33 protein-coding genes and 2 pseudogenes are annotated in these 22132 nt (G+C 44.7%); 27 read left to right on the top strand and 8 right to left on the bottom strand.

From position 1 onward, the window contains the following. Positions 1–71 precede the first annotated feature (71 nt). Positions 72–944 (top strand): acyl-CoA thioesterase, encoded by an 873-nt coding sequence (locus tag ACTJIX_RS08485; protein ID WP_004809832.1) that lies wholly within the window; start codon positions 72–74, stop codon positions 942–944. 58 nt (positions 945–1002) lie between these two features. Here ACTJIX_RS08485 and ACTJIX_RS08480 read toward each other — a convergent pair whose 3' ends face one another. Next, positions 1003–1131: a hypothetical protein gene (locus ACTJIX_RS08480; RefSeq protein ID WP_005223361.1), complete on the bottom strand. Its 129-nt coding sequence runs from the start codon at positions 1129–1131 to the stop codon at positions 1003–1005. A 199-nt stretch (positions 1132–1330) separates the two neighbouring features. Between ACTJIX_RS08480 and ACTJIX_RS08475 the strand changes: the two genes are divergently transcribed. Then, the gene (locus tag ACTJIX_RS08475) at positions 1331–2581 is read left to right on the top strand and encodes a dicarboxylate/amino acid:cation symporter (protein ID WP_004896149.1); all 1251 of its coding nucleotides are present in this window, start codon (positions 1331–1333) and stop codon (positions 2579–2581) included. Here ACTJIX_RS08475 and ACTJIX_RS08470 read toward each other — a convergent pair. The 7 genes and pseudogenes from ACTJIX_RS08470 to ACTJIX_RS08440 form a co-directional block, all read right to left on the bottom strand. Then, a complete protein-coding gene (locus ACTJIX_RS08470; RefSeq protein WP_004896147.1) occupies positions 2563–2982 on the bottom strand; it encodes a VOC family protein in 420 nt (139 codons plus the stop codon). The genes ACTJIX_RS08475 and ACTJIX_RS08470 overlap by 19 nt on opposite strands. A 97-nt stretch (positions 2983–3079) precedes the next feature. After that, a complete protein-coding gene (locus ACTJIX_RS08465; RefSeq protein WP_004896140.1) occupies positions 3080–4024 on the bottom strand; it encodes a metal-dependent hydrolase in 945 nt (314 codons plus the stop codon). A 249-nt stretch (positions 4025–4273) separates the two neighbouring features. After that, positions 4274–5050: pseudogene (gene yihA / locus ACTJIX_RS08460) on the bottom strand (ribosome biogenesis GTP-binding protein YihA/YsxC); the annotation flags it as partial. A gap of 99 nt (positions 5051–5149) precedes the next feature. Then, on the bottom strand, positions 5150–5590 hold the full coding sequence (locus tag ACTJIX_RS08455) for an RrF2 family transcriptional regulator (protein WP_026056807.1): 441 nt from the start codon (positions 5588–5590) through the stop codon (positions 5150–5152). 85 nt (positions 5591–5675) lie between these two features. Beyond that, complete coding sequence (hmpA, locus tag ACTJIX_RS08450; protein WP_004896136.1) at positions 5676–6884, bottom strand: NO-inducible flavohemoprotein; 1209 nt, start codon at positions 6882–6884, stop codon at positions 5676–5678. 152 nt (positions 6885–7036) lie between these two features. Continuing rightward, positions 7037–8620, bottom strand: a complete 1584-nt coding sequence (locus ACTJIX_RS08445; RefSeq protein WP_004896134.1) for a helicase HerA-like domain-containing protein — start codon at positions 8618–8620, stop codon at positions 7037–7039. 18 nt (positions 8621–8638) lie between these two features. After that, on the bottom strand, positions 8639–9841 hold the full coding sequence (locus ACTJIX_RS08440) for a PLP-dependent transferase (RefSeq protein WP_004896132.1): 1203 nt from the start codon (positions 9839–9841) through the stop codon (positions 8639–8641). 162 nt (positions 9842–10003) lie between these two features. Between ACTJIX_RS08440 and ACTJIX_RS08435 the strand changes: the two genes are divergently transcribed. The 25 genes and pseudogenes from ACTJIX_RS08435 to rpsM all read left to right on the top strand — a co-directional run bounded on the left by ACTJIX_RS08435 (position 10004) and on the right by rpsM (position 22114). Beyond that, entirely contained in the window at positions 10004–10738 is a 735-nt protein-coding gene (locus ACTJIX_RS08435) for a type 1 glutamine amidotransferase (protein ID WP_004896130.1), read from the top strand. 274 nt (positions 10739–11012) lie between these two features. Further along, positions 11013–11324, top strand: a complete 312-nt coding sequence (gene rpsJ / locus ACTJIX_RS08430; protein WP_000070912.1) for a 30S ribosomal protein S10 — start codon at positions 11013–11015, stop codon at positions 11322–11324. A 60-nt stretch (positions 11325–11384) separates the two neighbouring features. Next, complete coding sequence (rplC, locus tag ACTJIX_RS08425; protein ID WP_004809812.1) at positions 11385–12023, top strand: 50S ribosomal protein L3; 639 nt, start codon at positions 11385–11387, stop codon at positions 12021–12023. 11 nt (positions 12024–12034) lie between these two features. Beyond that, complete coding sequence (gene rplD, locus ACTJIX_RS08420; protein WP_004786925.1) at positions 12035–12637, top strand: 50S ribosomal protein L4; 603 nt, start codon at positions 12035–12037, stop codon at positions 12635–12637. Further along, positions 12634–12954, top strand: a complete 321-nt coding sequence (gene rplW, locus ACTJIX_RS08415; protein ID WP_004809809.1) for a 50S ribosomal protein L23 — start codon at positions 12634–12636, stop codon at positions 12952–12954. The genes rplD and rplW overlap by 4 nt, the downstream gene beginning before the upstream one ends. Positions 12955–12965: 11 nt before the next feature. Then, a complete protein-coding gene (rplB, locus tag ACTJIX_RS08410; RefSeq protein WP_004809807.1) occupies positions 12966–13790 on the top strand; it encodes a 50S ribosomal protein L2 in 825 nt (274 codons plus the stop codon). A 19-nt stretch (positions 13791–13809) separates the two neighbouring features. Then, the gene (gene rpsS / locus ACTJIX_RS08405) at positions 13810–14085 is read left to right on the top strand and encodes a 30S ribosomal protein S19 (protein ID WP_004673001.1); all 276 of its coding nucleotides are present in this window, start codon (positions 13810–13812) and stop codon (positions 14083–14085) included. Positions 14086–14096: 11 nt separating this feature from the next. Further along, positions 14097–14426 carry a 50S ribosomal protein L22 gene (rplV, locus tag ACTJIX_RS08400; RefSeq protein WP_001982638.1) on the top strand — a complete coding sequence of 110 codons (330 nt, stop codon included), beginning with the start codon at positions 14097–14099 and terminating at the stop codon, positions 14424–14426. 1 nt (position 14427) lies between these two features. Next, a pseudogene (gene rpsC / locus ACTJIX_RS08395) lies at positions 14428–15205 on the top strand (30S ribosomal protein S3). After that, positions 15184–15597: a 50S ribosomal protein L16 gene (gene rplP / locus ACTJIX_RS08390; RefSeq protein ID WP_004809805.1), complete on the top strand. Its 414-nt coding sequence runs from the start codon at positions 15184–15186 to the stop codon at positions 15595–15597. Before rpsC ends, rplP begins: the two are co-directional and overlap by 22 nt. Then, positions 15597–15794, top strand: a complete 198-nt coding sequence (gene rpmC, locus ACTJIX_RS08385) for a 50S ribosomal protein L29 (RefSeq protein ID WP_004786915.1) — start codon at positions 15597–15599, stop codon at positions 15792–15794. Before rplP ends, rpmC begins: the two co-directional genes overlap by 1 nt. After that, the gene (rpsQ, locus tag ACTJIX_RS08380) at positions 15791–16048 is read left to right on the top strand and encodes a 30S ribosomal protein S17 (protein ID WP_004809803.1); all 258 of its coding nucleotides are present in this window, start codon (positions 15791–15793) and stop codon (positions 16046–16048) included. Before rpmC ends, rpsQ begins: the two co-directional genes overlap by 4 nt. 91 nt (positions 16049–16139) lie before the next feature. After that, positions 16140–16508, top strand: a complete 369-nt coding sequence (gene rplN / locus ACTJIX_RS08375; RefSeq protein ID WP_001982634.1) for a 50S ribosomal protein L14 — start codon at positions 16140–16142, stop codon at positions 16506–16508. A 9-nt stretch (positions 16509–16517) separates the two neighbouring features. Then, positions 16518–16835, top strand: coding sequence for a 50S ribosomal protein L24 (rplX, locus tag ACTJIX_RS08370; protein ID WP_004809797.1), 318 nt, complete (start codon positions 16518–16520; stop codon positions 16833–16835). 16 nt (positions 16836–16851) lie between these two features. After that, the gene (rplE, locus tag ACTJIX_RS08365; RefSeq protein ID WP_004809796.1) at positions 16852–17388 is read left to right on the top strand and encodes a 50S ribosomal protein L5; all 537 of its coding nucleotides are present in this window, start codon (positions 16852–16854) and stop codon (positions 17386–17388) included. A 9-nt stretch (positions 17389–17397) separates the two neighbouring features. Further along, a complete protein-coding gene (gene rpsN, locus ACTJIX_RS08360; RefSeq protein ID WP_004809795.1) occupies positions 17398–17703 on the top strand; it encodes a 30S ribosomal protein S14 in 306 nt (101 codons plus the stop codon). A gap of 12 nt (positions 17704–17715) precedes the next feature. Continuing rightward, the gene (gene rpsH / locus ACTJIX_RS08355; RefSeq protein WP_004809793.1) at positions 17716–18111 is read left to right on the top strand and encodes a 30S ribosomal protein S8; all 396 of its coding nucleotides are present in this window, start codon (positions 17716–17718) and stop codon (positions 18109–18111) included. A 13-nt stretch (positions 18112–18124) separates the two neighbouring features. Beyond that, positions 18125–18658, top strand: a complete 534-nt coding sequence (gene rplF, locus ACTJIX_RS08350) for a 50S ribosomal protein L6 (protein ID WP_004809790.1) — start codon at positions 18125–18127, stop codon at positions 18656–18658. 14 nt (positions 18659–18672) lie between these two features. After that, positions 18673–19023 carry a 50S ribosomal protein L18 gene (gene rplR / locus ACTJIX_RS08345; RefSeq protein ID WP_004281497.1) on the top strand — a complete coding sequence of 117 codons (351 nt, stop codon included), beginning with the start codon at positions 18673–18675 and terminating at the stop codon, positions 19021–19023. A 2-nt stretch (positions 19024–19025) separates the two neighbouring features. After that, entirely contained in the window at positions 19026–19523 is a 498-nt protein-coding gene (gene rpsE / locus ACTJIX_RS08340) for a 30S ribosomal protein S5 (protein WP_004657688.1), read from the top strand. A 5-nt stretch (positions 19524–19528) separates the two neighbouring features. Beyond that, entirely contained in the window at positions 19529–19705 is a 177-nt protein-coding gene (rpmD, locus tag ACTJIX_RS08335) for a 50S ribosomal protein L30 (RefSeq protein WP_004896123.1), read from the top strand. A 3-nt stretch (positions 19706–19708) separates the two neighbouring features. After that, positions 19709–20149 (top strand): 50S ribosomal protein L15, encoded by a 441-nt coding sequence (gene rplO, locus ACTJIX_RS08330; protein ID WP_004809786.1) that lies wholly within the window; start codon positions 19709–19711, stop codon positions 20147–20149. Between the two features lie 45 nt (positions 20150–20194). After that, positions 20195–21514, top strand: a complete 1320-nt coding sequence (gene secY / locus ACTJIX_RS08325) for a preprotein translocase subunit SecY (RefSeq protein WP_171056626.1) — start codon at positions 20195–20197, stop codon at positions 21512–21514. A 19-nt stretch (positions 21515–21533) separates the two neighbouring features. Beyond that, positions 21534–21650 carry a 50S ribosomal protein L36 gene (rpmJ, locus tag ACTJIX_RS08320; protein WP_000867907.1) on the top strand — a complete coding sequence of 39 codons (117 nt, stop codon included), beginning with the start codon at positions 21534–21536 and terminating at the stop codon, positions 21648–21650. 107 nt (positions 21651–21757) lie between these two features. Continuing rightward, positions 21758–22114 (top strand): 30S ribosomal protein S13, encoded by a 357-nt coding sequence (rpsM, locus tag ACTJIX_RS08315; RefSeq protein WP_004281492.1) that lies wholly within the window; start codon positions 21758–21760, stop codon positions 22112–22114. Positions 22115–22132: the final 18 nt, after the last annotated feature.

Raw genomic sequence — 22132 nt, 5'->3', positions numbered from 1 at the left:
AATATTACCAGAAATGAAGCACATTGTTATTTTTCCAATGTTGGATATCCCGAACATCGTATAGGTTGCCTATGAATGTCTTAACACAAGAACTGGTTGAATTGCTTAGCCTGGAAAAGCTGGAAGAGAATATTTTCCGTGGAATTAGCCGTAACCTGGTAGGCAAGCGCGTATTCGGTGGGCAGGTATTAGGACAGGCTTTGCGTGCTGCATCGTATACGACTGATCGTCCAGCACATTCATTGCATGCCTATTTCCTGTTTGGAGGAGATGTCAATGCACCGATTATCTATGAAGTAGATCGTATCCGTGATGGCAAGAGTTTTGCCAGTCGTCAGGTGCGTGCGATTCAGCATGGCCGTACTATCTTTATGTGTATGGTGTCTTTTGCCGAACCAGAAGAAGGCTTGAACTATCAGATTTCTGAACCAGAATATCCCTCAGTTGACAGCCTGAAAAATGAGGCAGAACTGAAGCATCAGATTGTTGAATTCGTACCGGAAAATGTCCGTGCTTCATTTATGCGTGATCGCCATGTAGAAATTCGTCCTGTGATGCCGGTGAATCCATTCCAGCCGCAACCGGAAGCGCCAAATTATGCGCACTATATCCGTACCCATGGCCAAGTCGCTCCGGAAGTTGATGAGGTTTCGCTGCATCAGGCGATTGCTGCCTTCTACTCAGACTTTACCTTGATGACGACAGCATTGCGTCCACATGGTCTGAGCTATATTTCACCAAACCTACAATGTGCCAGCATCGACCATGCCATGTATTTCCATAAGCCATTCCGGGCCGATGAATGGATGCTTTATGATATGGATGCGACAGTGAGTGCCAGCTCACGTGGTCTGAACTTCGGTCGTATGTGGCAGAATGGAGAACTGGTCTGTAGTACAACCCAGGAAGGTCTGATCCGTCTGCGGGAAATTGAAACCCAGTAAGATTCAAAATAAAAAAGCCGGATTAGAGTTCCGGCTTTTTTATGGATGTGATTTGAAGTTAGTGGCAATGTGGCACATCATTGCTTGAATGCTTATGGCAGCCTTGCTGTTCTTTACCGCCCGAAGAATGTGCAAAAACCTGCCCGATGCTGCAAATGAGTGCAACAGCAATGATCATTTTTTTCATGAACGTGTATTTCCTTTGTATAAAACCAGCTTATTGCACTGATTAAGCACATTGCGTGCCAAAATTTGGTACATCACCATATGGATTAAATGAATAATAAAAGATATTTTGCTGCAAAGCGTTTATAAAATTTTACTCGATTATCCGAAACTTGCATGGCATAGTGCCGGATAAGTTCAATATTAAAATGTCCATGAAGATGAGCTTAAATACGCAGATTCTAGTTGCCGCAGTATTGGGTGTCCTATTTGGTTTTTTATTAAATCTTTTCCCGCAAACCACGTTTGAAGAGCTCAGCCTGTATGGTCTGGGTATCATGAGCAGCATCTTTATTGGTTTGCTAAAGATGTTGCTGGTTCCACTGATCTTTAGCTCGATTGTGGTTGGAGTATCGAATCTGCAAGCTGGTGGTCAGCTGAGCCGAACCTGGAAAATTACCTTGGCATGCTGTGTCACCACGACCACCCTGGCTTTAATCTTGGGATTGGCTTGTGCCCATCTGTTTGATGTAGGCAAGGGTGTCGATGTAGTAATGTTCCAGGATGCCATGGCTCAGCATAAAACTCTGGATACTTTAACGCCATCTTCATTCTTTACCAACTTTATTCAGAATACCCTGATCAATCCGTTTAAGGCCTTTGCCGATGGCAATGTGCTGGCAGTGGTGGTCTTTGCACTCTTTGTCGGTGTGGCACTGGTGGCAGGGGGAGACAAGTTTCGGACGGTGCGTAAGCTCAGTATGCAGTTTTTTGACATCATGATGCTGATGATTGGCTGGGTCATGAAACTGGCGCCATTCGGGATTTTTGCGCTACTGGCCAAGCTGATTGCCACTGAAGATATTTCGGTACTGAGCCGTCTGGCAGAGTTTGCTGCGGTAGTAACGGGCACCACCATTTTCCACGGTCTGGTAGTTCTACCATTATTGTTGTGGATCTTCGGGAAAATGAGCCCGATTACCTTTTTCAAAGGCACTCGCGCAGCCTTGATTACCGCTTTTGCGACCAGTTCCAGTTCTGCAACCATGCCATTATCTATGAAATGTGCCCAGGAAAATCTGGGAGTACGTCCACATACGGCAGGCTTTGTCATTCCGCTTGGGACTCAGCTGAACATGGATGGTACGGCACTGTATGAAGCCGCAGCAGCTTTATTTATTGCCAACCTCATGGGACTTGATCTGACGTTAGGGCAGCAATTGGTCGTGTGTGCCACAGCAATGATTGCATCTTTAGGCGCACCGGGTATTCCAAGTGCCGGGATGGTGACTATGATCATGGTACTGCAATCAGTGGGTCTACCGGCAGAAGCCATTGCGATCCTGTTGCCGATTGACCGACTGCTCGATACGGTCAGGACTGTGGTGAATGTGCAGGGTGATATGATGATCAGTGTCGTGGTTGACCGACATACCCGTGAACCGCAGCTGGATCAGTCCATCTCTAGTTGAGGATTGAAAACCACCTCCCACAGATGTCCATCTGGATCCTGAAAATAGCCTGCATAGCCGCCATAAAATCTGGCCTGTGCAGCTTTCACAATCTTGGCTCCAGCTTTTTCAGCCTGAGTCATGACCTGATCGACATCTAATGGGCTATACACATTGTGTCCCAAGGTCATTTGAGTGGGACACATTGGGCTCGGTTCGAGTCCGGTATCATGCTGGATGCTGCTTTGCGGCCATAAAGCCAGTTTTAATCCAGCCTGTAGTTCAATAAATGCGACTGCGCCATATTCAAATTCTTTGCCAACAATGCCTTTACTGGGAAAGCCCAGCCCATCATAATAAAAGCGTAGTGCAGCCTCCAGGTCGCGAACACCGAGTGTAATCACTGAAATCCGTGCTTGCATGAGCTTATCCTTAGGGTCATGTCTGTAGCTTTATCTTAGGTCAAATAAAAAGCAGGGAAATGATCCCTGCTGTTAGAAATTGTAATAAGAGGAGAGCTCAGGCGACTTTTAAACCTGCCCGTTTGGCCGCAGGGGAATGCTCAAGATAATACAGTGCATCATCGGTACTGCCTTCATGCACCGGGTCATACCATGGCATCAGGTAGCCGAGCTGCTGAGAAACCAGCCATAGGGGATTCGGTAACAAACGATTGTCCTGCTGTGAAATACGCAACCATTCTTTCCAGATCCAGGGTTTATACACCGTGGGTTTCAGCTGCTTAAAGCGAGGGTCTTGTGCTAACAAGTGTGCTGCACCGTCGACCCACAGACCAATCACTCCAATAATCACCACCACACTTAAATAGTAGCGGGCAATATATCCGCCACCAAGATGACGATATAAGTCAAATGCCACACTGCGATGCTCAATTTCTTCTGCGCCATGCCATTTCACCAGATCTAGCATATTTGTATCAGCACCAAGCCGTTCCCATTCGGTGTTATAGAGCGCATATTTTCCAAGGACACAGGTCATATGCTCTACAGTCGCGACGATACCAAGCCGGAACAGATCCCATTGATGTTCTGCGATTTTAGGAATTTTCAGACCAAGCGGCTGATCGGCCAGCAATTGATTGAACAGGAAATCCATAATGTCCAGATTGCGCTGGATATCAATCTGGCGTTCAGATAGATACTCTTTATTGGCCGAATTATGTGCCTGAGCATGCATGGCTTCCTGACGGATAAAAGCCTGTACATCATGCTTTAATTTTTCGTCGGTGATCTGAGCGAGAACCTTGTTATACAGGCGACAGAACCAGAATTCACCGGCCGGCAGAATATTATTAATTTCATTCACAAAGTAACTGGCAAAAGGCTGATTTGGAATCCAGTCAATCGGGGTAGCCTGCCATTCAAACTTAACTTTGCGCGGTTGGATAAAATAGGAAATTGAAGAGCCAATTTTTGTTGTTTTGAATCGTGAGAGTAAAGACATGGGGTGGATCCATCACTGCTTGATCAATACAGTATGAAAATAATGTCCCGAATTGCTGCAGGCAATACGGGACATTATTTTGTCACTTGGATCACATCGGGCTTATTTTGGCTGTTCTTGTTCAACAATCTCTGGTTGATCAGCTTCAACCGGCTCATCCAGATTGTTTAATTCACTTGCAGTGATTTCATGATCTTGGTCTGAGTCAGTGTCATCTTCTAGCTCAACAGATTCAATCGGTTCATCAGCTTCGTTTAAATCATGGATTGATGCTTCAGGAATACTATCCAGATCAAATTCCGTTGGTTGATCCAGAGTAAAGTTCAGACGACCGGCCATCACGCTTGCCAGTTCTTCCAGACCTTCTTTATTTAAAGAGGAGAACAATTGAATCGAGAAGTTTAGCTTCATTTTATTTAATGTTGCTTTGACTTCCTGTAGGGCTTTGGACGCAGGACCACGATTCAGCTTGTCTGATTTGGTCAACAAGACATGCACGAACAGGTGACGTGAATAGGCCCATTCCAGCATCATCACATCAAAGTGTTGTAGTGGATGACGGATATCCATCAACAGCACCAGACCTTGCAAGCTCTTACGGTGAATCAGGTAATTTTCTAGTTCTTTCTGCCAGACCAGTTTCATTTTTTCAGGTACAGCTGCATAACCATAACCGGGTAAGTCAACCAGACGCTGGTCTGGATTGCCGAGGCTGAAGAAGTTAATCATCTGGGTACGGCCCGGTCTTTTCGAAGCACGTGCCAATTGTTTCTGATTGGTCAGCGCATTGATGGCACTGGATTTACCTGCATTGGAGCGACCGGCGAATGCCACTTCATAACCTGTATCTTCAACACACAGATTAAGTTTGGGTGCACTCATTAAAAATTCAGCTTTGCGCAGCCAATTGAGCGAGCGCACAGAGTATTCAGTAATCGCAGGATCGACTTTTTTGGTATAGCTAATCTTTTGCTTTGGGGCAGCAGCTGCCTTACTGTTTTTCGATTTTCCTCTGCTGTGGTGCATGGCTCAACTTCAAACTTAAATTTACAAGCAGCTATTATAAAGGAAGTCGCTTGGGCAAGCGAACTTTCAATGCAAGACTTGGTAAGCAGAAAGTGAAAACTAAAGATTGATCAGGCCGATTGGTGACTGGATGCTGTAATGACCTTGCAGTGGTGTTACCACTTCACTGAGCGTATATTGATCCAGGCTGGCATAAAACTGCTCTACGGCATCATCTAAAATGCCTTTTAAACCACAATTTTTACGCAGCACACAGGGTGGGGTATTGCATTCTACCACTTGGCTATCCTGTTGCAGGATACGCACGATTTGACCTAATGGTATTTTTAAGGTGAGCGGATTCATGCGAATGCCGCCGCCTCGCCCACGAGTAGTGATGAGCCAGTCCTGCTTTGCCATAAAATGTACGATTTTCATGGCATGGTTCTCTGACACCTGCAGCTCATTCGCGAGTTCCGCAATGGTATACGGCATTTCTTTCGGCTGAGCGATGTACATGAGAATCCGTAAGGCGTAATCGGTAAATTTATTTAACTGCATTATAAATCTAGAGTTTTTATACAAAGCAGGGCTAGTCTAACACAGCCAGACTAGCCCTTGCTTGATTTCAGTTTAAGCTGACTGCTTAGTGGCGAACGCCACCAGTACCAAAGGCTTCACTGTGAATATTCTCAGCAGGAATGCCTCGTGCAACCAGCGCTTTGTGTTGTTCTGCCATAAATGGCATTGGGCCACATAGATAGTAATCAGCATTTTCTGGTAATAAAGCACGATCAACTGTACTCAGATCCAGACGGCCTGCTACATCATAGTCTTCACCCAGTTTGTCACCTTGGTGCGGGAATTCGTAAGCAGTCAGCGTGCTTAAACGTGGATATTTGGCTTTCAAATCATGAATGTGCTGTTTCATGGCATGCACCTGTTTGCTACGGCAGGCATGAATGAAAGTCACAGGTTGTGGCATATCCAGAGTTACCAACTGATTTAACATGGCTACCATTGGAGTTAAGCCCACACCCCCACTGACGAATACATTACGTTTGTTTGGATCAATCAAGTAGAAATTACCTGTTGGTGCAGACACTTCAATTTCTGAGCCTTCTGCCAAGCTATGTAAAGTATTAGATACCCAGCCTGGAACCAAATCACCTTTTTGATCTTCACGCTTCACTGAAATACGCAGGTATTCATCTTGAGGACAAGTTGAAAGCGTATATTGACGTGGTTGTCTCAAATTCAGTTCAGGCACAAACACACGTACAGAAATATACTGACCTGCTTCATACTTCGGTAATGGTCCGCCATCGACTGGTGCCAGGTAGAACGAAGTGATCTCTTCGCTTTCTATTACTTTTTTGGCAATCTTGAAATTGCGCCAGCCTAACCAGCTACCTTTAGTCTGTTCATGTTGATCATAAATCGCTTTTTCAGTCGCAATGAACAGGTCTGCTAATTGTCCATATGCAGTAGCCCACGCATCAATCAGTGGATCATCCATAGAAATATTGAGTACTTCACTGATTGAATGCAGCAGGTTTTCCCCAACAATGCCGTAATCAGGTGCTTTAATATTTAAGCTGACATGTTTATGCGCAATGAGTTCAACCACAGGTAATAACACAGAAGGATCTTCGATATTTTCAGCATATGCTAAAACTGCACCTGCCAAGGCTTGCGCCTGAGCACCGCTACGCTGGTGACCCATGTTGAAGGTTTCTTTTAGATCAGGGTTATTGTTTAACATCCGGTTGTAAAAATAACCGGTTAAAGCAACCCCATTTTCACGAAGCACAGGTACTGTAGCTTTTACTAGGTCAATTTGCTGTGGAGTCATAGCAGATCTCTCATGGCTGTTATTTATAAGATGTATTTAAAATACATCTTTAAAGATATATTCACAATACATCTTTAAGTAAAAACCATGAAAAAATTATGGGATATTAAAATATCCCATAAAAATAAAGAAAATAATCGGAGAAAGGAGGGTTATCTCTTACCAAATAATGACCCTAATAAACCACGGACAATTTTCTGGCCGGTAGTGCTACCCAAAGTGCGTGCGGCACTTTTGGCAAAGGTGCCAACAATGTCTTGGGTGAACTTTTCACGCTGTTTCGCTGCACGTTCAGCTTCTTTCTGCTGTTCGCGTGCAAGACGTTCCTGTTCGCGGGCTTGCTGCTTAGCAAATGTTTCCTGCTCTTTTGCGACTTGTTTGGCATACGCTTCTTGTTCTTTGGCTTGCTGTTTGGCAAGTTCCGCAGCCTGAAGCTGTTGCTGGCGTTCAGTGACTTTGTTTTGCAGTATTTCATGCGCACTGTCACGATCAACTTGCTGTTCATAAATCCCAGCCACAATGCTTTGTTGCATTAAAGTTTTGCGTTCTTCAGGAGAAATGGGGGTAAAAGAGGAGTGTGGCGGCATCACCCAGCCGCGTTCTACAATTTGCGGTGTGCCTTTTTCATCCAGACAGCTAATCAGTGCTTCACCGACAGCCAGTTCGGTAATAGCATCCTGAACTTTAAATTCTGGATTAGCTCGAAAAGTATCTGCCGCCGTTTTTACCGCTTTTTGGTCTTTAGGGGTAAAAGCACGTAAAGCATGCTGAACCCGATTGCCGAGTTGACCTAAAACTCTTTCTGGTAAATCGAGTGGATTCTGGGTGATAAAGTAAATCCCCACACCTTTAGAACGAATCAAACGCACCACCTGTTCAATCTTTTCTTGCAAGGCAGGGCTAGTATTATCAAATAGCAAATGGGCTTCATCAAAGAAGAACACCAGTTTAGGTTTATCCAGGTCGCCGACTTCCGGTAACTGTTCAAACAGCTCTGAAAGCATCCACAGCAGGAAGGTGGCATATAGCTTGGGTGTATTCATCAGCTTGTCAGCAGCAAGCAAGTTGATATTGCCATGACCTTGACTGTCGGTTTGTAAAAAATCCATCAGATCCAGCGCTGGTTCACCAAAGAATTGCTCACCACCTTGATCAGCCAAGGCAAGCAGATTGCGTTGAATCGCGCCCAGACTGGCAGGAGACAGATTGCCATAGTCCGCTTTAAAATCTGCGGCATGTTCGCTGACATAACTAATCATGGCCTTTAGATCTTTAAAGTCGATCAGTAATAGTCCCTGATCATCAGCAATACGGAAAATGGCAGAGAGCACACCTTCCTGAGTGTCGTTCAGATTCAAAATACGGGCAAGAAGGAGAGGGCCAATCTCGGAAATGGTGGTGCGAATCGGATGGCCTTGCTCGCCAAATAAATCCCAGAACACCACAGGCGACGCTGAAAAAGGGATGGACTCGATATTCAGGCTTTTAATGCGTTCATCAAATTTGGGATTACTTTCCCCAGCTTTCGCCAAGCTGGAAACATCGCCCTTGGCATCGGCCAAGAATACAGGTACACCAATTCGGGAAAAACTTTCTGCCAGTACCTTTAATGTCACGGTCTTGCCAGTACCGGTTGCACCGGCAATCAGACCATGGCGGTTGGCAAGCTGAGAATGCAGCACGATATCCTGGGTGGTATCGGCGGTTTTTTTAGCGATTACGATTGGTGTACCCATATAATTTCCTATTGTTATTTATTCATTTTTAACTTTTTTCATGTTTTGTAGTGCGTGTTGAATGTCTTCAATCAGATCTTCCGGATGTTCTAGACCAATACAGAAGCGTACTAGGAAGCCTTCTTTCAAATGTGAATGTTCAAGCACACGCATATCTTTTAAGTTATATAGCATGACCAGGCTAACAGGACCACCCCAGCTAAAACCAAGCTTAAACAGTTTTAAGCTGTCACAAAAATTGCGGATATCTTGCAGTTCATATTTACTGTCAAAAATTACACTGACCAGGCCGGCACTATGACCTTCCTTGCAAATTTCTTTCCAGTATTGATGGCCTGCGCTATGCGGATCGGCTGGATGCAGTACCTGCACAAACTCCGCTTGCTGTTTTAACCAGGTGAGAATGTTGAGTGCACTACTGGATTGATGGGCATAACGCAGCTGCATGGAAGCAAGACTACGTTGCACCTGAGCAACATCATCACCTGAGACAGCAATGCCTTGAATGGCATGTGCGCGGAACAGTTTGTGATGCAGTTCTTTATCACGCGTGACCACTGAACCCATCAGAATGTCACCACCACCGCTTGGATATTTGGTCAGCGCATGTACGGATAAATCTACACTCAGGTGTTCATCACCAAAATCAAAGGCATTAAAGGCCAGACCCGCGCCCCAGGTATTGTCCAGTGCAGTCAGAATATTGTGTGCTTGAGCTTTCTTCACGAGGCCATTTAAATCCGGAAATTCCAGTGTGACTGAGCCAGCTGCTTCCAGCCAGATTAGTTTGGCTTTATCTGAAGGATTAAAGCTTTCCAGGCATAATGGATTATAAACTTGTACCTGAATGCCATAACGTGTTTCCAGGTTGCGTAGATGCTCCATGTTTGGGCCATAAATATTGTCCGGTACCCAAACTTCCTCTCCCTGACTTAAAAAGCAGGAATTCACGAGATTAATCGCAGATAAACCGCTAGGTGCAAGCAGGTGATAGAGCCCACCTTCGAGCTGGGCAATGTTATCGCCTAAGGTAAATGTGGTTGGGGTACCATGTGTGCCATAGCTATAGTCATAATCATCGGTCCAATGGCGATTAAACAGGGCATCGGTATTGTTAAAAATAATGGTTGATGCACGATAGAGGGGAGGTTGAACCGTCGAAATGTACTGAGGGGCCTTTCGTGGTGCATGAATCAGGGCGGTTTGAGGATTTTTTTTCATGCTGCAGCTCATATCTGGAGTCAAAAACAGCTTTAGCTTAAGAGAATCTTTGCTTTAGCGCTACTTGCGTTATCAATTGTTTAAAAACCTCACATAAAATAAAAAGTTGGCTTCATTTTTGCAAAACCTAGCCTATATAGATACAAGAACAGGTTCGAGCGCATGAAGTCGCATTTACGAGTACATTATTTTCAGCATATTGCTGGTGAAGGTTACGGTAGTTGTCATGAATTTTTAAAGCAGCATCAGGCGCAAATTACAGCGACTGAATTCTTTGCTTTACCTGTGGATCGTCCTTTGGAAATAGAAGCGCTACCTGCAGTAGAAGAAGTAGATTTGCTCATTATTATGGGCGGGACCATGAGTGTAAATGATGAAGCAAATTATCCGTGGTTAAAGATTGAAAAACGCTGGTTACGTCGTTACTTGTCTCAGGGGAAGCCAGCGATTGGTTTGTGTCTAGGCGGACAGCTGATTGCCAATGCCTTGGGGGCAGCAGTCAGTTATAATCCAGAACAGGAACTGGGGTGGATGTCTGTCAGTAAAGTGGCCAATGTGCCAGCAGACTGTTTTAGTTTGCCTGAGAAATTCCGGATCATGCAGTGGCATAGCGAGACCTTTGAAATTCCCAAAGGGGCAGTACATCTGGCAGAAAATGAAGCCTGTCGCAACCAGATGTATCAATTAGGCAAAAATGTTCTCGGTTTCCAGTTCCATCCAGAAATAACCCCGGAAACCTTGGCCCTGTTTTTAGAAGATGAAGATGAGTTGCTAAAATTTTCAGGAAAATATGTGCAGCCTGTGCATGAGCTCAGAAAAAGCCCAAAATCTAATTTTATTGAAGGAAATCAAATACTAAATCGCGCAATCGAATATGTGGTAGAGAAATCAGCTTGACGGGTGAAAAACAAACTCTTGATTTAGCAACCAAATTGATTTGCAGACGAAAACTATAAAAGGCATTTGCTTATGCATTAAACAATGGCTATAATAAGCCACCCTTCGATAGGAAGGATGTTAACTGCGAAGAAAGTAGTTAACTATCGTTACAGTCGTGGCATCGATCATGACCTTAGTGATAATTCACTGCTCTTGACACTTACCTCAAAAATTAGTGGGGTGAGATGCGTCAAGAGTGATTCTTTATATATTTGGCTTGGAGTTTACTGGTATGTCTAACCAGAGAATTCGTATCCGTCTTAAGTCTTTTGATCACCGTCTAATTGATCAATCAGCTCAAGAAATCGTAGAAACAGCAAAACGTACTGGCGCACAAGTTTGTGGTCCAATTCCAATGCCTACACGCATTGAACGTTTTAACGTTTTAACATCACCACACGTAAACAAAGACGCGCGTGACCAGTACGAAATCCGTACTTACAAGCGTTTGATCGACATCGTTCAACCTACAGACAAAACTGTAGATGCATTGATGAAGTTAGATCTTGCAGCTGGTGTTGATGTACAGATCGCATTGGGTTAAGGCTTTCGGGTTAATTAACGCTCTAAGTTAATTAGGCCGCTTTTTTAGAGGTTTATGCACATGGCTATTGGTTTAGTCGGTCGCAAGTGCGGTATGACACGTATCTTTACAGATGCTGGTGTTTCTGTGCCTGTTACAGTGATTGAGGTTGATCCTAACCGCATCACTCAAATCAAAACGCTTGAAACTGATGGTTATCAAGCGATTCAAATCACTACTGGTGAACGTCGCGAATCTCGCGTAACTAACGCTCAGAAAGGTCACTTTGCTAAAGCGGGTGTTGCTGCTGGTCGTCTGGTTCAAGAATTCCGCGTTTCAGAAGCTGAGCTTGAAGGTCGTGAAGTTGGTGGTACGCTTACTGTTGAGTTGTTCCAAGTAGGTCAAATCGTTGACGTAACTGGTACTTCTAAAGGTAAAGGTTTCCAAGGTGGTGTTAAGCGTTGGAATTTCCGTACTCAAGATGCTACTCACGGTAACTCTGTTTCTCACCGTGTTCTAGGTTCTACAGGTCAAAACCAGACTCCTGGTCGCGTGTTCAAAGGCAAAAAAATGGCTGGCCATTTAGGTGCTGAACGCGTAACTACACAGGGTCTTGAAATCGTTGCTATCGACACTGAACGTTCAGTTCTAGTAGTTAAAGGCGCGGTTCCTGGTGCTACTGGTGGCGACGTAACTGTTCGTCCTACGATCAAGGCCTGAGGGGAAATAACGTGAATTTAAATACTGTTTCCGGCTCTGCTGTTGAATTATCAGAAGTTGCGTTCGGTCGTGAATTTAATGAAGCTCTTGTACACCAAGTTGTTACAGCTTACCTAGCTGGTGGTCGTCAAGGTTCTAAAGCTCAAAAATCACGCGCAGACGTTTCTGGCGGTGGTAAAAAACCATTCCGTCAAAAAGGTACTGGCCGCGCTCGTGCTGGTTCTATTCGTAGCCCAATCTGGGTTGGCGGTGGTAAAACTTTTGCTGCTCGTCCACAAGACTGGTCTCAAAAAGTAAACCGTAAAATGTACCGCGGTGCTATGCAATGCATCCTAGCTGAACTTGTTCGTCAAGATCGCTTAGTTTTAGTTGAAGAGTTTGCTGTTGCAGCTCCAAAAACTAAAGAATTGCTTGCAAAACTTAACGACTTAAATGCGACTCGTGCATTGATCGTTACTGATGCTGTTGATGAGAACTTGTATCTAGCTGCTCGTAATCTTCCACACGTAGATGTGGTTGATGCGACTGCAATCGATCCTGTTAGCTTGATCGCGTTCGATAAAGTTGTTATGTCTGTAGCTGCTGCTAAGAAAATTGAGGTAGAACTCGGATGAACAACGAACGTTTATATCAAGTCCTGCAAGGACCTGTTTTCTCAGAAAAAGCACAAGTTTTAGGTGAAACTGCTGGTGTTCAAGTTTTTAAAGTTGCTACTGATGCAACTAAACTTGAAATCAAAAAAGCAGTTGAGCAATTGTTTGGTGTTCAAGTTGTTAAAGTTAACACTACGATCACTAAAGGTAAAACTAAACGCTTTGGTAAAACTATCGGACGTCGTTCTGATGTTAAAAAAGCATACGTCACCCTGAAAGCTGGCCAAGATGTAGAAATGGCTGACTTGGGCGATGCCGCTGAAAGCGCAGCGGAATAAGGACGAAAACTATGCCTATTCAAAAATGTAAGCCAACGTCTCCAGGACGTCGCTTTGTAGAGAAAGTCGTTCACGACCATCTTCACAAAGGTGCTCCTTATGCTCCACTAGTTGAAGCTAAAAAACGTACTGGCGGCCGTAATAACAACGGTCACATTACGACTCGTCACGTTGGTGGCGGTCACAAGCAACACTACCGTATCGTAGACTTCAAACGTAACAAAGACGGCATCCCAGCTGTAGTTGAGCGTATCGAATACGATCCAAACCGTTCTGCGCACATTGCGTTGTTGAAGTATGCTGACGGTGAACGTCGCTACATCATCGCGCCTAAAGGTTTACGTGCTGGTGATTCAGTACAATCTGGTAACGATGCTCCAATTCGTCCAGGTAACTGCTTACCACTTCGTAACATGCCTATCGGTTCTACTCTTCACAACATCGAGCTTAAAATCGGTAAAGGCGCACAGTTAGTACGTTCTGCTGGTACATCTGCTCAATTGTTGGGTCGTGACGGTTCATACGCTATCATCCGTCTTCGTTCAGGTGAGATGCGTAAAGTACACGTTGAATGTCGCGCTGTGTTAGGTGAAGTATCTAACTCAGAAAGCAACCTTCGTTCATTGGGTAAAGCTGGTGCAGCGCGCTGGCGTGGCGTTCGTCCTACCGTTCGTGGTATGGCGATGAACCCGGTAGATCACCCGCACGGTGGTGGTGAAGGTCGTAGCAAAGGTATTCAACCTGTAAGCCCATGGGGTCAAAAAGCTAAAGGGTACAAGACACGTACCAACAAGCGTACGACTAAGATGATTATTCGCGACCGTCGCGTTAAGTAACAAGTAAAGGAATCTGACAATGCCTCGTTCTCTGAAAAAAGGCCCATTCGTCGATGCGCACTTGTTCGCTAAGGTTGAAGCGGCTATCGCGGCTAATAACCGTAAGCCGATCAAAACTTGGTCGCGTCGTTCGATGATCCTCCCGGATTTTGTTGGTTTAACAATTTCTGTACACAATGGCCGTAACCATGTTCCAGTGATCATCTCTGAACATATGGTTGGACACAAGCTTGGTGAATTTGCACCGACTCGTACCTACCGTGGTCACGGTGTTGACAAGAAATCTAAACGTTAATAGGTGCTATGATGGAAGTAACTGCTAAATTACGCGGTGCCGCTATCTCGGCACAAAAAGCTCGTTTGGTTGCAGATCTTATCCGCGGCAAATCTGTTGCGCACGCACTTAACATTTTGAACTTCAGCAACAAAAAAGCTGCAGTCCTAGTTAAGAAAGCGTTAGAGTCTGCAATTGCAAACGCTGAACACAATAACAGTTTAGATGTAGACGACCTTAAAGTTTCTACGATCTACGTTGATGAAGGCATGAGCCTGAAACGTATTATGCCACGTGCTAAAGGCCGTGCAGATCGTATTACTAAGCGTACTTGTCACATTACCGTTAAGGTAGGGGTTTGATATGGGTCAGAAGGTTCATCCAATCGGTATCCGCCTAGGTGTTGTGAAACGTCATAACGCTAACTGGTATGCGAGTCCGAAACAATACGCTGAATACTTGCTTAAAGATTTGCAAGTTCGTGAGTTTTTAACTAAAAAACTTAAGAATGCAATGATCAGCAATATTCTTATCGAACGTCCTACAGGCGCTGCTAAAGTAACTATTAGCACTGCTCGTCCTGGTATCGTTATCGGTAAAAAAGGCGAAGACATTGAGAAATTACAACGCGAATTAACATCTATCATGGGTGTTCCTGCGCAAGTAAGCATCAACGAAATCGATCGTCCAGACTTAGACGCACGTCTTGTTGCTGAAGCTATCGCTTCTCAATTAGAAAAACGTGTAATGTTCCGTCGTGCTATGAAGCGTGCGGTTCAAAACACAATGCGTGCTGGCGCTAAAGGTATCAAAGTTGAAGTTTCAGGCCGTTTAGGTGGTGCTGAGATCGCTCGTACTGAGTGGTATCGTGAAGGTCGTGTACCTCTACATACACTTCGTGCAGACATCGACTATGCTACTATGCGTGCTGAAACTACTTACGGTACGATTGGTGTTAAAGTTTGGATCTTCCGTGGTGAGATCTTGGGCGGCATGAAACAAGTCATGAACCCGGCTCCAGCTGAAGAACGTCCAGCTAAACGCGGTCGCGGTCGTGGTGAAGGTCAAGAGCGTCGTGGTCGTCGCAATGATCGTTCTGCTGAAAAAGGAGAATAATCCATGTTGCAACCTAAACGTATGAAATTCCGTAAGGTGCAAAAAGGCCGTAACACTGGTCTTGCACACCGCGGTAGTTCAGTATCTTTCGGTACAATCGCTCTTAAATCAATTGAACGTGGTCAAATGACTGCGCGTCAAATTGAAGCAGCGCGTCGTACTATCAGCCGTCGTATTAAACGTGGTGGTAAGATCTTTATCCGTGTCTTCCCAGACAAACCTATTACTTCTAAACCTCTTGAAGTTCGTATGGGTAAAGGTAAAGGTTCTGTGGAATACTGGGTTTGCCAAATCAAACCAGGTAAAGTCTTGTACGAAATTGATGGTGTTAACGAAGAATTAGCTCGCGAAGCATTTACGCTTGCAGCTGCTAAACTTCCGTTTAAAACCACTATCGTGACTCGGACGGTAATGTAATGAAAACTAAAGATCTACGTGAAAAGTCGGTAGAAGAGTTGACAGCTTTGCTTGATGAGCAACAGCTTAACCAATTCCGTCTTCGTATGGCGAAAGCAACTGGTCAACTGGGTAAATCGCACGAAGTGCAATTAACTCGCAAGACTATTGCTCGTATCAAGACCCTCCTTACCGAAAAACAGGGGAACGGACAATGAGTGAACAAACAGTCCGCACGTTAACAGGCAAAGTAGTAAGCGACAAAATGGACAAGTCTATTGTTGTGCTTATCGAACGTCGTGTTCAACACCCGTTGTATGGCAAATCAATCCGCCGTTCAACAAAATTACATGCTCATGATGAAAACAACACAGCTAAAACTGGTGATGTTGTAACAATCAAAGAAAGCCGCCCAATTTCTAAAACTAAGTCTTGGACTCTAGTTGAAGTTATTGAAGCAGCTGCTGAGTAATTAACGTTCTTGTTGCATCATCGGTCAAATTCGAGTACTCTTTGAGCCTTTCGAATTTGCGACCGGTGATGCTCGGTTTTGGAGTAGGGCAATGATTCAGACCGAAACTATGCTCGACGTAGCAGACAACAGTGGTGCTCGCCGCGTACAATGTATTAAAGTACTTGGTGGTTCACATCGTCGTTATGCTTCTGTTGGCGACATTATTAAAGTTACTGTAAAAGAAGCAATTCCACGCGCACGTGTTAAAAAAGGTGACGTGATGAATGCAGTTGTGGTTCGTACTAAATTCGGCATCCGTCGTCCAGATGGTTCAGTGATTCGTTTCGACGATAACGCTGCTGTTATTTTGAACAACAACAAAGCGCCGATTGCAACTCGTATTTTCGGACCAGTGACTCGTGAACTTCGTACTGAACAGTTCATGAAAATTATTTCATTGGCTCCTGAAGTTCTATAAGAGGCAATCATGGCTAAGATTAAAAAAGGCGATCAAGTAATTGTGATCGCAGGTAAAGAAAAAGGCAAACAGGGTACTGTTCTGTCTGTTTCAAATGACCAAGTGAAGGTAGAAGGTCTTAACCTAGTTAAGAAACATCAGAAGCCTAACCGAGCTACTGGCGCTGAAGGCGGCATCGTAACTCAAGAAGCTTCTCTTCACATCTCAAACGTGGCACTTTTTAATGCTACAACCCAAAAGGCTGACCGTGTTGGTTACCAAGTGATTGATGGCGTGAAAACTCGCGTATTCAAATCAAATGGTGAATCAGTGGCGGTAGCGAAGTAATAGGTTGAAAAAGGCAATGGCCAGACTTAAAGCACGTTACAACGACGAACTTAAAGCTCAATTACAAGAACAATTGGGTGTTAAGAATGTGATGGAGATCCCTCGCATCACTAAAATCACTATCAACATGGGTGTTGGTGCAGCTGCTGCTGACAAGAAACTCCTTGATGGTGCTCTTTCTGATATGCAAGCTATCGCTGGTCAAAAACCAGTACTTACGTTAGCTCGTAAATCTATCGCTGGTTTCAAAATCCGTGATGGTTGGCCGATTGGTTGTAAAGTTACTTTACGCGGCGAACGCATGTACGAATTCTTAGACCGTTTGATCTCTATTGCGATTCCTCGTATCCGTGACTTCCGTGGTTTCTCAGCGAAATCATTTGATGGTCGTGGTAACTACTCAATGGGTCTTAAAGAACAGATCATGTTCCCTGAGATCGATTTTGACAAGATTGACCGTATTCGTGGTATGGACATTACCATCACTACGACTGCTCGCACCGATGACGAAGGCCGTGCGCTTATGCGTGCATTCGGCTTCCCGTTCAAATAAGAGGTCGAAATGGCTAAGAAAGGTATGATTAATCGCGAATTGAAACGCGAAGCTACTGTTGCTAAATACGCTGCAAAACGTGCTGAATTAAAAGCTGTTATTGCTAACGTAAATGCGTCAGACGAAGAACGTTTCGAAGCGATGATGAAATTACAAGCATTACCACGTAATGCATCTCCAGTACGTCTACGTAACCGTTGTGGTTTAACTGGTCGTCCTCATGGTTACTTCCGTAAGTTCGGTTTAAGCCGTAACATGGTACGCGAAAAAGTAATGCAAGGTGATGTACCTGGCGTTGTTAAGGCAAGCTGGTAAGGAGCACTATAAATGAGTATGCAAGATACCGTTGCCGACATGCTAACACGTGTTCGTAACGCACAAATGGCGAAGAAACAAACTGTTTCTATGCCTAATTCTAAGTTGAAGGTTGCTATTGCAAACGTTCTTCAACAAGAAGGTTACATCTCTAACGTAGAAGTTGCTGATGTTGAAGGCAAAGCAACTTTAACAATTACGTTAAAATATTTTGAAGGCAAACCAGTTATCGAAACTGTGAAACGCGTAAGCCGTCCAGGTCTACGTCAGTATCGCGGTAAAGATGCACTTCCAAGCGTTAAGCAAGGTTTAGGTATTGCAATTGTTTCTACAAGCAAAGGCATCATGACTGATCGCGCTGCACGTGCTGCAGGCATTGGTGGTGAAGTTATTGCTTTTGTTTCTTAATAGGTGATTCCTCATGTCTCGTGTGGCTAAAGCCCCAGTAACTGTACCTAACGGTGTAGCAGTTACTCAGAACGGCCGGCAGGTCGAAGTGAAAGGCACTAAAGGTACATTGTCTTTCAACCTGCATGCGCTGGTCGAGCTAAAACAGGAAGACGGTACTCTAGTTATTGCTCCTAAAGCTGAATCTAAAGACGCTTGGATGCAGGCTGGTACTGCTCGCGCTGTGCTTAACAACCTTGTTAAAGGTGTTAGCGAAGGTTTCGAACGTAAGTTACAACTTATCGGTGTTGGTTATAAAGCTGCGGTTAAAGGTAACATTGTTAACCTTAACCTTGGTTTCTCTCACCCGATTGATTACAACCTTCCTGAAGGTGTAACTGCAGAAACTCCTACAGCGACTGAAATTATCCTAAAATCTGCTGATAAAGCAAAATTAGGTCAAGTTGCTGCGGAAATCCGTGGTTACCGTCCACCAGAGCCGTATAAAGGTAAAGGTGTTCGTTATTCTGACGAAGTTGTACTTCGTAAAGAAGCTAAGAAGAAATAAGGCGCGAGGTTCTTATGAACGAAAAGAAACAATCCCGTTTGCGTCGTGCGAAAAGCACACGCTTGCACATCCGTGCATTGGGTGCGACTCGTTTGTGTGTAAACCGCACTCCGCGTCACATCTATGCTCAAGTTATCTCAGCAGATGGTGGCAAAGTATTAGCGCAAGCTTCTACGCTAGACGCTACTCTACGTGCTGGTACAACTGGTAATGTTGAAGCAGCTCAAAAAGTAGGTGCTTTAATCGCAGAACGCGCTAAGGCAGCTGGTGTAACTAAAGTTGCATTTGACCGTTCTGGTTTCAAATATCATGGTCGTATCAAAGCCTTGGCTGATGCTGCTCGTGAAAACGGCTTGGAGTTCTAATCATGGCTAAAGTTGAACAAAACGAAGGTCTTGTTGAAAAGCTGGTTGCCGTTGATCGTGTAGCCAAAGTTGTTAAGGGTGGTCGTATCTTCTCTTTCACAGCATTGACTGTGGTAGGTGATGGTAATGGTCGCGTAGGTTTTGGTCGTGGTAAAGCACGTGAAGTTCCAGCTGCTATTTCTAAAGCACTTGAAGCTGCTCGTCGCAACATGATCACTGTAGATCTTGCTGGTACGACTTTACAACACCCTGTGAATGCTCGTCACGGTGCAAGCCGTGTTTACATGCAGCCTGCTTCTGAAGGTACTGGCGTAATCGCTGGTGGCGCTATGCGTGCCGTTCTTGAAGCTGCTGGTGTACACAACGTACTTGCTAAATGTTACGGTTCTACTAACGCTGCTAACGTAGTTAACGCGACTTTTAAAGGTCTGCGTGATATGACTTCTCCTGAGAAAGTTGCTGCGAAACGTGGTCTTTCAGTAGAACAAATTCAAGGGTAATAATCATGAAAACGATTAAAGTTACCCAGACTAAATCTGCATCGCATCGCTTGAAAAATCACAAGCTGAGCCTTAAAGGTTTAGGTCTGCGTCGTATTGGTCATACTGTTGAAGTGTTAGACACTCCATCTAACCGTGGTATGATCAGCCAAGTCTACTATATGGTTAGTGTAGAGGAATAAGCCATGACTCTGCGTTTAAATACTATTGCACCTGCAGAAGGTGCTAAGCGTGACAACCTACGTCTAGGCCGTGGTATTGGTTCTGGCGTTGGTAAGACCGGTGGCCGTGGTGTCAAAGGTCAAAACTCACGTAAGAGCGGTGGTACTCGTCCAGGTTTCGAAGGCGGTCAAACAGCACTTTATCGTCGTTTGCCTAAATTCGGTTTCACTAGCCAACAGGCTTTGAAAACTGCTGAAGTACGTTTATCTGAGCTTGCTAAAGTTGAAGGCGACATCGTGTCTCTAGAAACTTTAAAAGCTGCGAACGTTGTACGTAAAGACATGACTCGTGCACGTATCGTACTTTCTGGTGAAATTACTCGCGCATTCACTGTACAAGGTGTTGTGTTGACTAAAGGCGCTAAAGCTGCTGTTGAAGCTGCTGGCGGTAAAGTCGAGGAGTAATCTCCAGTGTCTATGTCTCCTAGTTCTTCAGGTCATGTCAACATGATGAAAGGCCAACCATTTCATGTGAAATACCGTGAAATTATTCGTCGAATGATGTTTCTCATTGGTGCGTTGTTGGTGTTTCGACTGGGAGCACATATTCCAGTACCGGGCATTAACAATGCTGCGCTGGAGAATTTGTTTAATGCAAACCAAGGTACGATCCTTGGTTTGTTTAACATGTTCTCTGGTGGTGCATTGGAGCGAATGTCTATTCTTGCTCTTGGGATTATGCCATACATCTCTGCATCGATTATCGTGCAGCTGATGTCAACAGTCGTTCCTTCGCTGGAAGCTTTAAAGAAAGAAGGCGAGCAAGGCAAACGTAAAATAAATCAATACACACGACAGGGCACACTGTTCCTTGCATTTGTGCAAGCGGTCGGTATGTGCGCGGGCTTGATCAGCCAGGGAATTACCCTGACCTCTGGTCTGGCTTTTTATGTTCCTGCAGTAACCTCATTGGTTGCGGGGACCATGTTCCTGATGTGGTTGGGTGAACAGATTACCGAGCGTGGGGTGGGGAATGGTATTTCCATGATCATCTTCGCAGGTATTGTTGCAGGTCTGCCAACTTTGGTTATGCAGTCCCTGACTTCTGTCGATAATGGTCAGTCTAGTCTTATTGGTCTGGCGATATTTGCATTGTTATCCATCGCCGTGCTTGCAGCAATTGTGTTTATCGAGAAGGCGCAACGTCGTATTCCGGTCAACTATGCTCAGAAGCAGCAGGGTCGTCGCGTATTTACTGCACAGCAGACACATTTGCCATTAAAAATTAATATGGCCGGTGTGATTCCTGCAATTTTTGCAAGTTCATTGCTTTTGTTCCCAGCGAGCTTAGGTCAGTGGGTTGGCAGTGCAGATCCTGATGCAGGAATTATCAAGCGTAGTCTGCAAGATTTGGCATTGGTGTTGTCGCCTGGTCAGCCGTTGTATTTGGTGCTCTTTGGTGCGTTAATTATCTTTTTCTGTTACTTCTATACTGCGCTAGTATTTAGCCCTAAAGAAGTGTCAGAAAACTTGAAACGCAGCGGAGCTTACGTGCCTGGTATTCGTCCAGGTGAGCAAACTGCTCGTTACTTAGATCATATTCTCAATCGTTTGACCTTCATTGGCGCGATTTACATCACTGTCATCTGTTTAATGCCGATGATCCTGCAAAGCTCTTTTGGTATTCCATTCAGCTTGGGCGGAACATCGTTGCTAATCGTGGTAGTGGTGGTGATGGACTTTATGGCTCAGCTACAAGCACATCTCACTTCGCACCAGTATGACAATCAAACATTAATGAGAAAAACGACTGCTCATCCTAAGGGATAGCGCACTTAGAGGTTTCATCATGAAAGTACAAGCTTCTGTAAAGAAAATTTGTGGTAGCTGTAAAGTTATCCGTCGTAATGGGGTTATCCGCGTAATTTGTAGCGCAGAACCTCGTCATAAGCAGCGTCAAGGTTAATCTGATCAAGACCTGTTGATTTCAGTAGGCGAATTAGGTTATTATCCGCCCCTCAAGATTTTTGTGGGGCGGTTGATTATCTCTACTGCCTTTTTGGAGAAAATTGAATGGCTCGTATTGCCGGTGTAAACATTCCGGATAACAAGCATGCTGTTATCTCTCTAACGTATATCTTTGGTATTGGTCGCCATACTTCAAAAGCTATCTTAGCTGCTGCAGGTATTGCTCCAACGACTAAGATCCGTGAATTAGATGACGCTCAGCTTGATGCGATTCGTGCAGAAGTTGCTAAGGTTCCGACCGAAGGTGATTTACGTCGCGAAATTTCCATGAACATCAAACGTTTAATGGATTTAGGCTGCTATCGCGGTCTTCGTCATCGTCGCAGCTTGCCTGTCCGCGGTCAACGCACCAAAACTAACGCACGTACCCGTAAAGGTCCGCGCAAACCAATTAAGAAATAAGATTTCTGGAAGCTAAAA

It is taken from the genome of Acinetobacter sp. 22323 (assembly GCF_052044895.1).
GTDB classification, from domain to species: Bacteria; Pseudomonadota; Gammaproteobacteria; order Pseudomonadales; family Moraxellaceae; genus Acinetobacter; species Acinetobacter schindleri.
The sequence above is the reverse complement of the archived record's forward strand: the minus strand, read 5'-3'. Positions and strand labels throughout refer to the sequence as shown.

Bases quoted from the DNA above. Each gene is read 5' to 3' on its own strand.
- ACTJIX_RS08485 (WP_004809832.1), top strand. From the start codon at position 72: ATGAATGTCTTAACACAAGAACTGGTTGAATTGCTTAGCCTGGAAAAG.
- ACTJIX_RS08480 (WP_005223361.1), bottom strand. From the start codon at position 1,131: ATGAAAAAAATGATCATTGCTGTTGCACTCATTTGCAGCATCGGGCAG.
- ACTJIX_RS08475 (WP_004896149.1), top strand. From the start codon at position 1,331: ATGAGCTTAAATACGCAGATTCTAGTTGCCGCAGTATTGGGTGTCCTA.
- ACTJIX_RS08470 (WP_004896147.1), bottom strand. From the start codon at position 2,982: ATGCAAGCACGGATTTCAGTGATTACACTCGGTGTTCGCGACCTGGAG.
- ACTJIX_RS08465 (WP_004896140.1), bottom strand. From the start codon at position 4,024: ATGTCTTTACTCTCACGATTCAAAACAACAAAAATTGGCTCTTCAATT.
- ACTJIX_RS08455 (WP_026056807.1), bottom strand. From the start codon at position 5,590: ATGCAGTTAAATAAATTTACCGATTACGCCTTACGGATTCTCATGTAC.
- hmpA (WP_004896136.1), bottom strand. From the start codon at position 6,884: ATGACTCCACAGCAAATTGACCTAGTAAAAGCTACAGTACCTGTGCTT.
- ACTJIX_RS08445 (WP_004896134.1), bottom strand. From the start codon at position 8,620: ATGGGTACACCAATCGTAATCGCTAAAAAAACCGCCGATACCACCCAG.
- ACTJIX_RS08440 (WP_004896132.1), bottom strand. From the start codon at position 9,841: ATGAAAAAAAATCCTCAAACCGCCCTGATTCATGCACCACGAAAGGCC.
- ACTJIX_RS08435 (WP_004896130.1), top strand. From the start codon at position 10,004: ATGAAGTCGCATTTACGAGTACATTATTTTCAGCATATTGCTGGTGAA.
- rpsJ (WP_000070912.1), top strand. From the start codon at position 11,013: ATGTCTAACCAGAGAATTCGTATCCGTCTTAAGTCTTTTGATCACCGT.
- rplC (WP_004809812.1), top strand. From the start codon at position 11,385: ATGGCTATTGGTTTAGTCGGTCGCAAGTGCGGTATGACACGTATCTTT.
- rplW (WP_004809809.1), top strand. From the start codon at position 12,634: ATGAACAACGAACGTTTATATCAAGTCCTGCAAGGACCTGTTTTCTCA.
- rplB (WP_004809807.1), top strand. From the start codon at position 12,966: ATGCCTATTCAAAAATGTAAGCCAACGTCTCCAGGACGTCGCTTTGTA.
- rpsS (WP_004673001.1), top strand. From the start codon at position 13,810: ATGCCTCGTTCTCTGAAAAAAGGCCCATTCGTCGATGCGCACTTGTTC.
- rplV (WP_001982638.1), top strand. From the start codon at position 14,097: ATGGAAGTAACTGCTAAATTACGCGGTGCCGCTATCTCGGCACAAAAA.
- rplP (WP_004809805.1), top strand. From the start codon at position 15,184: ATGTTGCAACCTAAACGTATGAAATTCCGTAAGGTGCAAAAAGGCCGT.
- rpmC (WP_004786915.1), top strand. From the start codon at position 15,597: ATGAAAACTAAAGATCTACGTGAAAAGTCGGTAGAAGAGTTGACAGCT.
- rpsQ (WP_004809803.1), top strand. From the start codon at position 15,791: ATGAGTGAACAAACAGTCCGCACGTTAACAGGCAAAGTAGTAAGCGAC.
- rplN (WP_001982634.1), top strand. From the start codon at position 16,140: ATGATTCAGACCGAAACTATGCTCGACGTAGCAGACAACAGTGGTGCT.
- rplX (WP_004809797.1), top strand. From the start codon at position 16,518: ATGGCTAAGATTAAAAAAGGCGATCAAGTAATTGTGATCGCAGGTAAA.
- rplE (WP_004809796.1), top strand. From the start codon at position 16,852: ATGGCCAGACTTAAAGCACGTTACAACGACGAACTTAAAGCTCAATTA.
- rpsN (WP_004809795.1), top strand. From the start codon at position 17,398: ATGGCTAAGAAAGGTATGATTAATCGCGAATTGAAACGCGAAGCTACT.
- rpsH (WP_004809793.1), top strand. From the start codon at position 17,716: ATGAGTATGCAAGATACCGTTGCCGACATGCTAACACGTGTTCGTAAC.
- rplF (WP_004809790.1), top strand. From the start codon at position 18,125: ATGTCTCGTGTGGCTAAAGCCCCAGTAACTGTACCTAACGGTGTAGCA.
- rplR (WP_004281497.1), top strand. From the start codon at position 18,673: ATGAACGAAAAGAAACAATCCCGTTTGCGTCGTGCGAAAAGCACACGC.
- rpsE (WP_004657688.1), top strand. From the start codon at position 19,026: ATGGCTAAAGTTGAACAAAACGAAGGTCTTGTTGAAAAGCTGGTTGCC.
- rpmD (WP_004896123.1), top strand. From the start codon at position 19,529: ATGAAAACGATTAAAGTTACCCAGACTAAATCTGCATCGCATCGCTTG.
- rplO (WP_004809786.1), top strand. From the start codon at position 19,709: ATGACTCTGCGTTTAAATACTATTGCACCTGCAGAAGGTGCTAAGCGT.
- secY (WP_171056626.1), top strand. From the start codon at position 20,195: ATGAAAGGCCAACCATTTCATGTGAAATACCGTGAAATTATTCGTCGA.
- rpmJ (WP_000867907.1), top strand. From the start codon at position 21,534: ATGAAAGTACAAGCTTCTGTAAAGAAAATTTGTGGTAGCTGTAAAGTT.
- rpsM (WP_004281492.1), top strand. From the start codon at position 21,758: ATGGCTCGTATTGCCGGTGTAAACATTCCGGATAACAAGCATGCTGTT.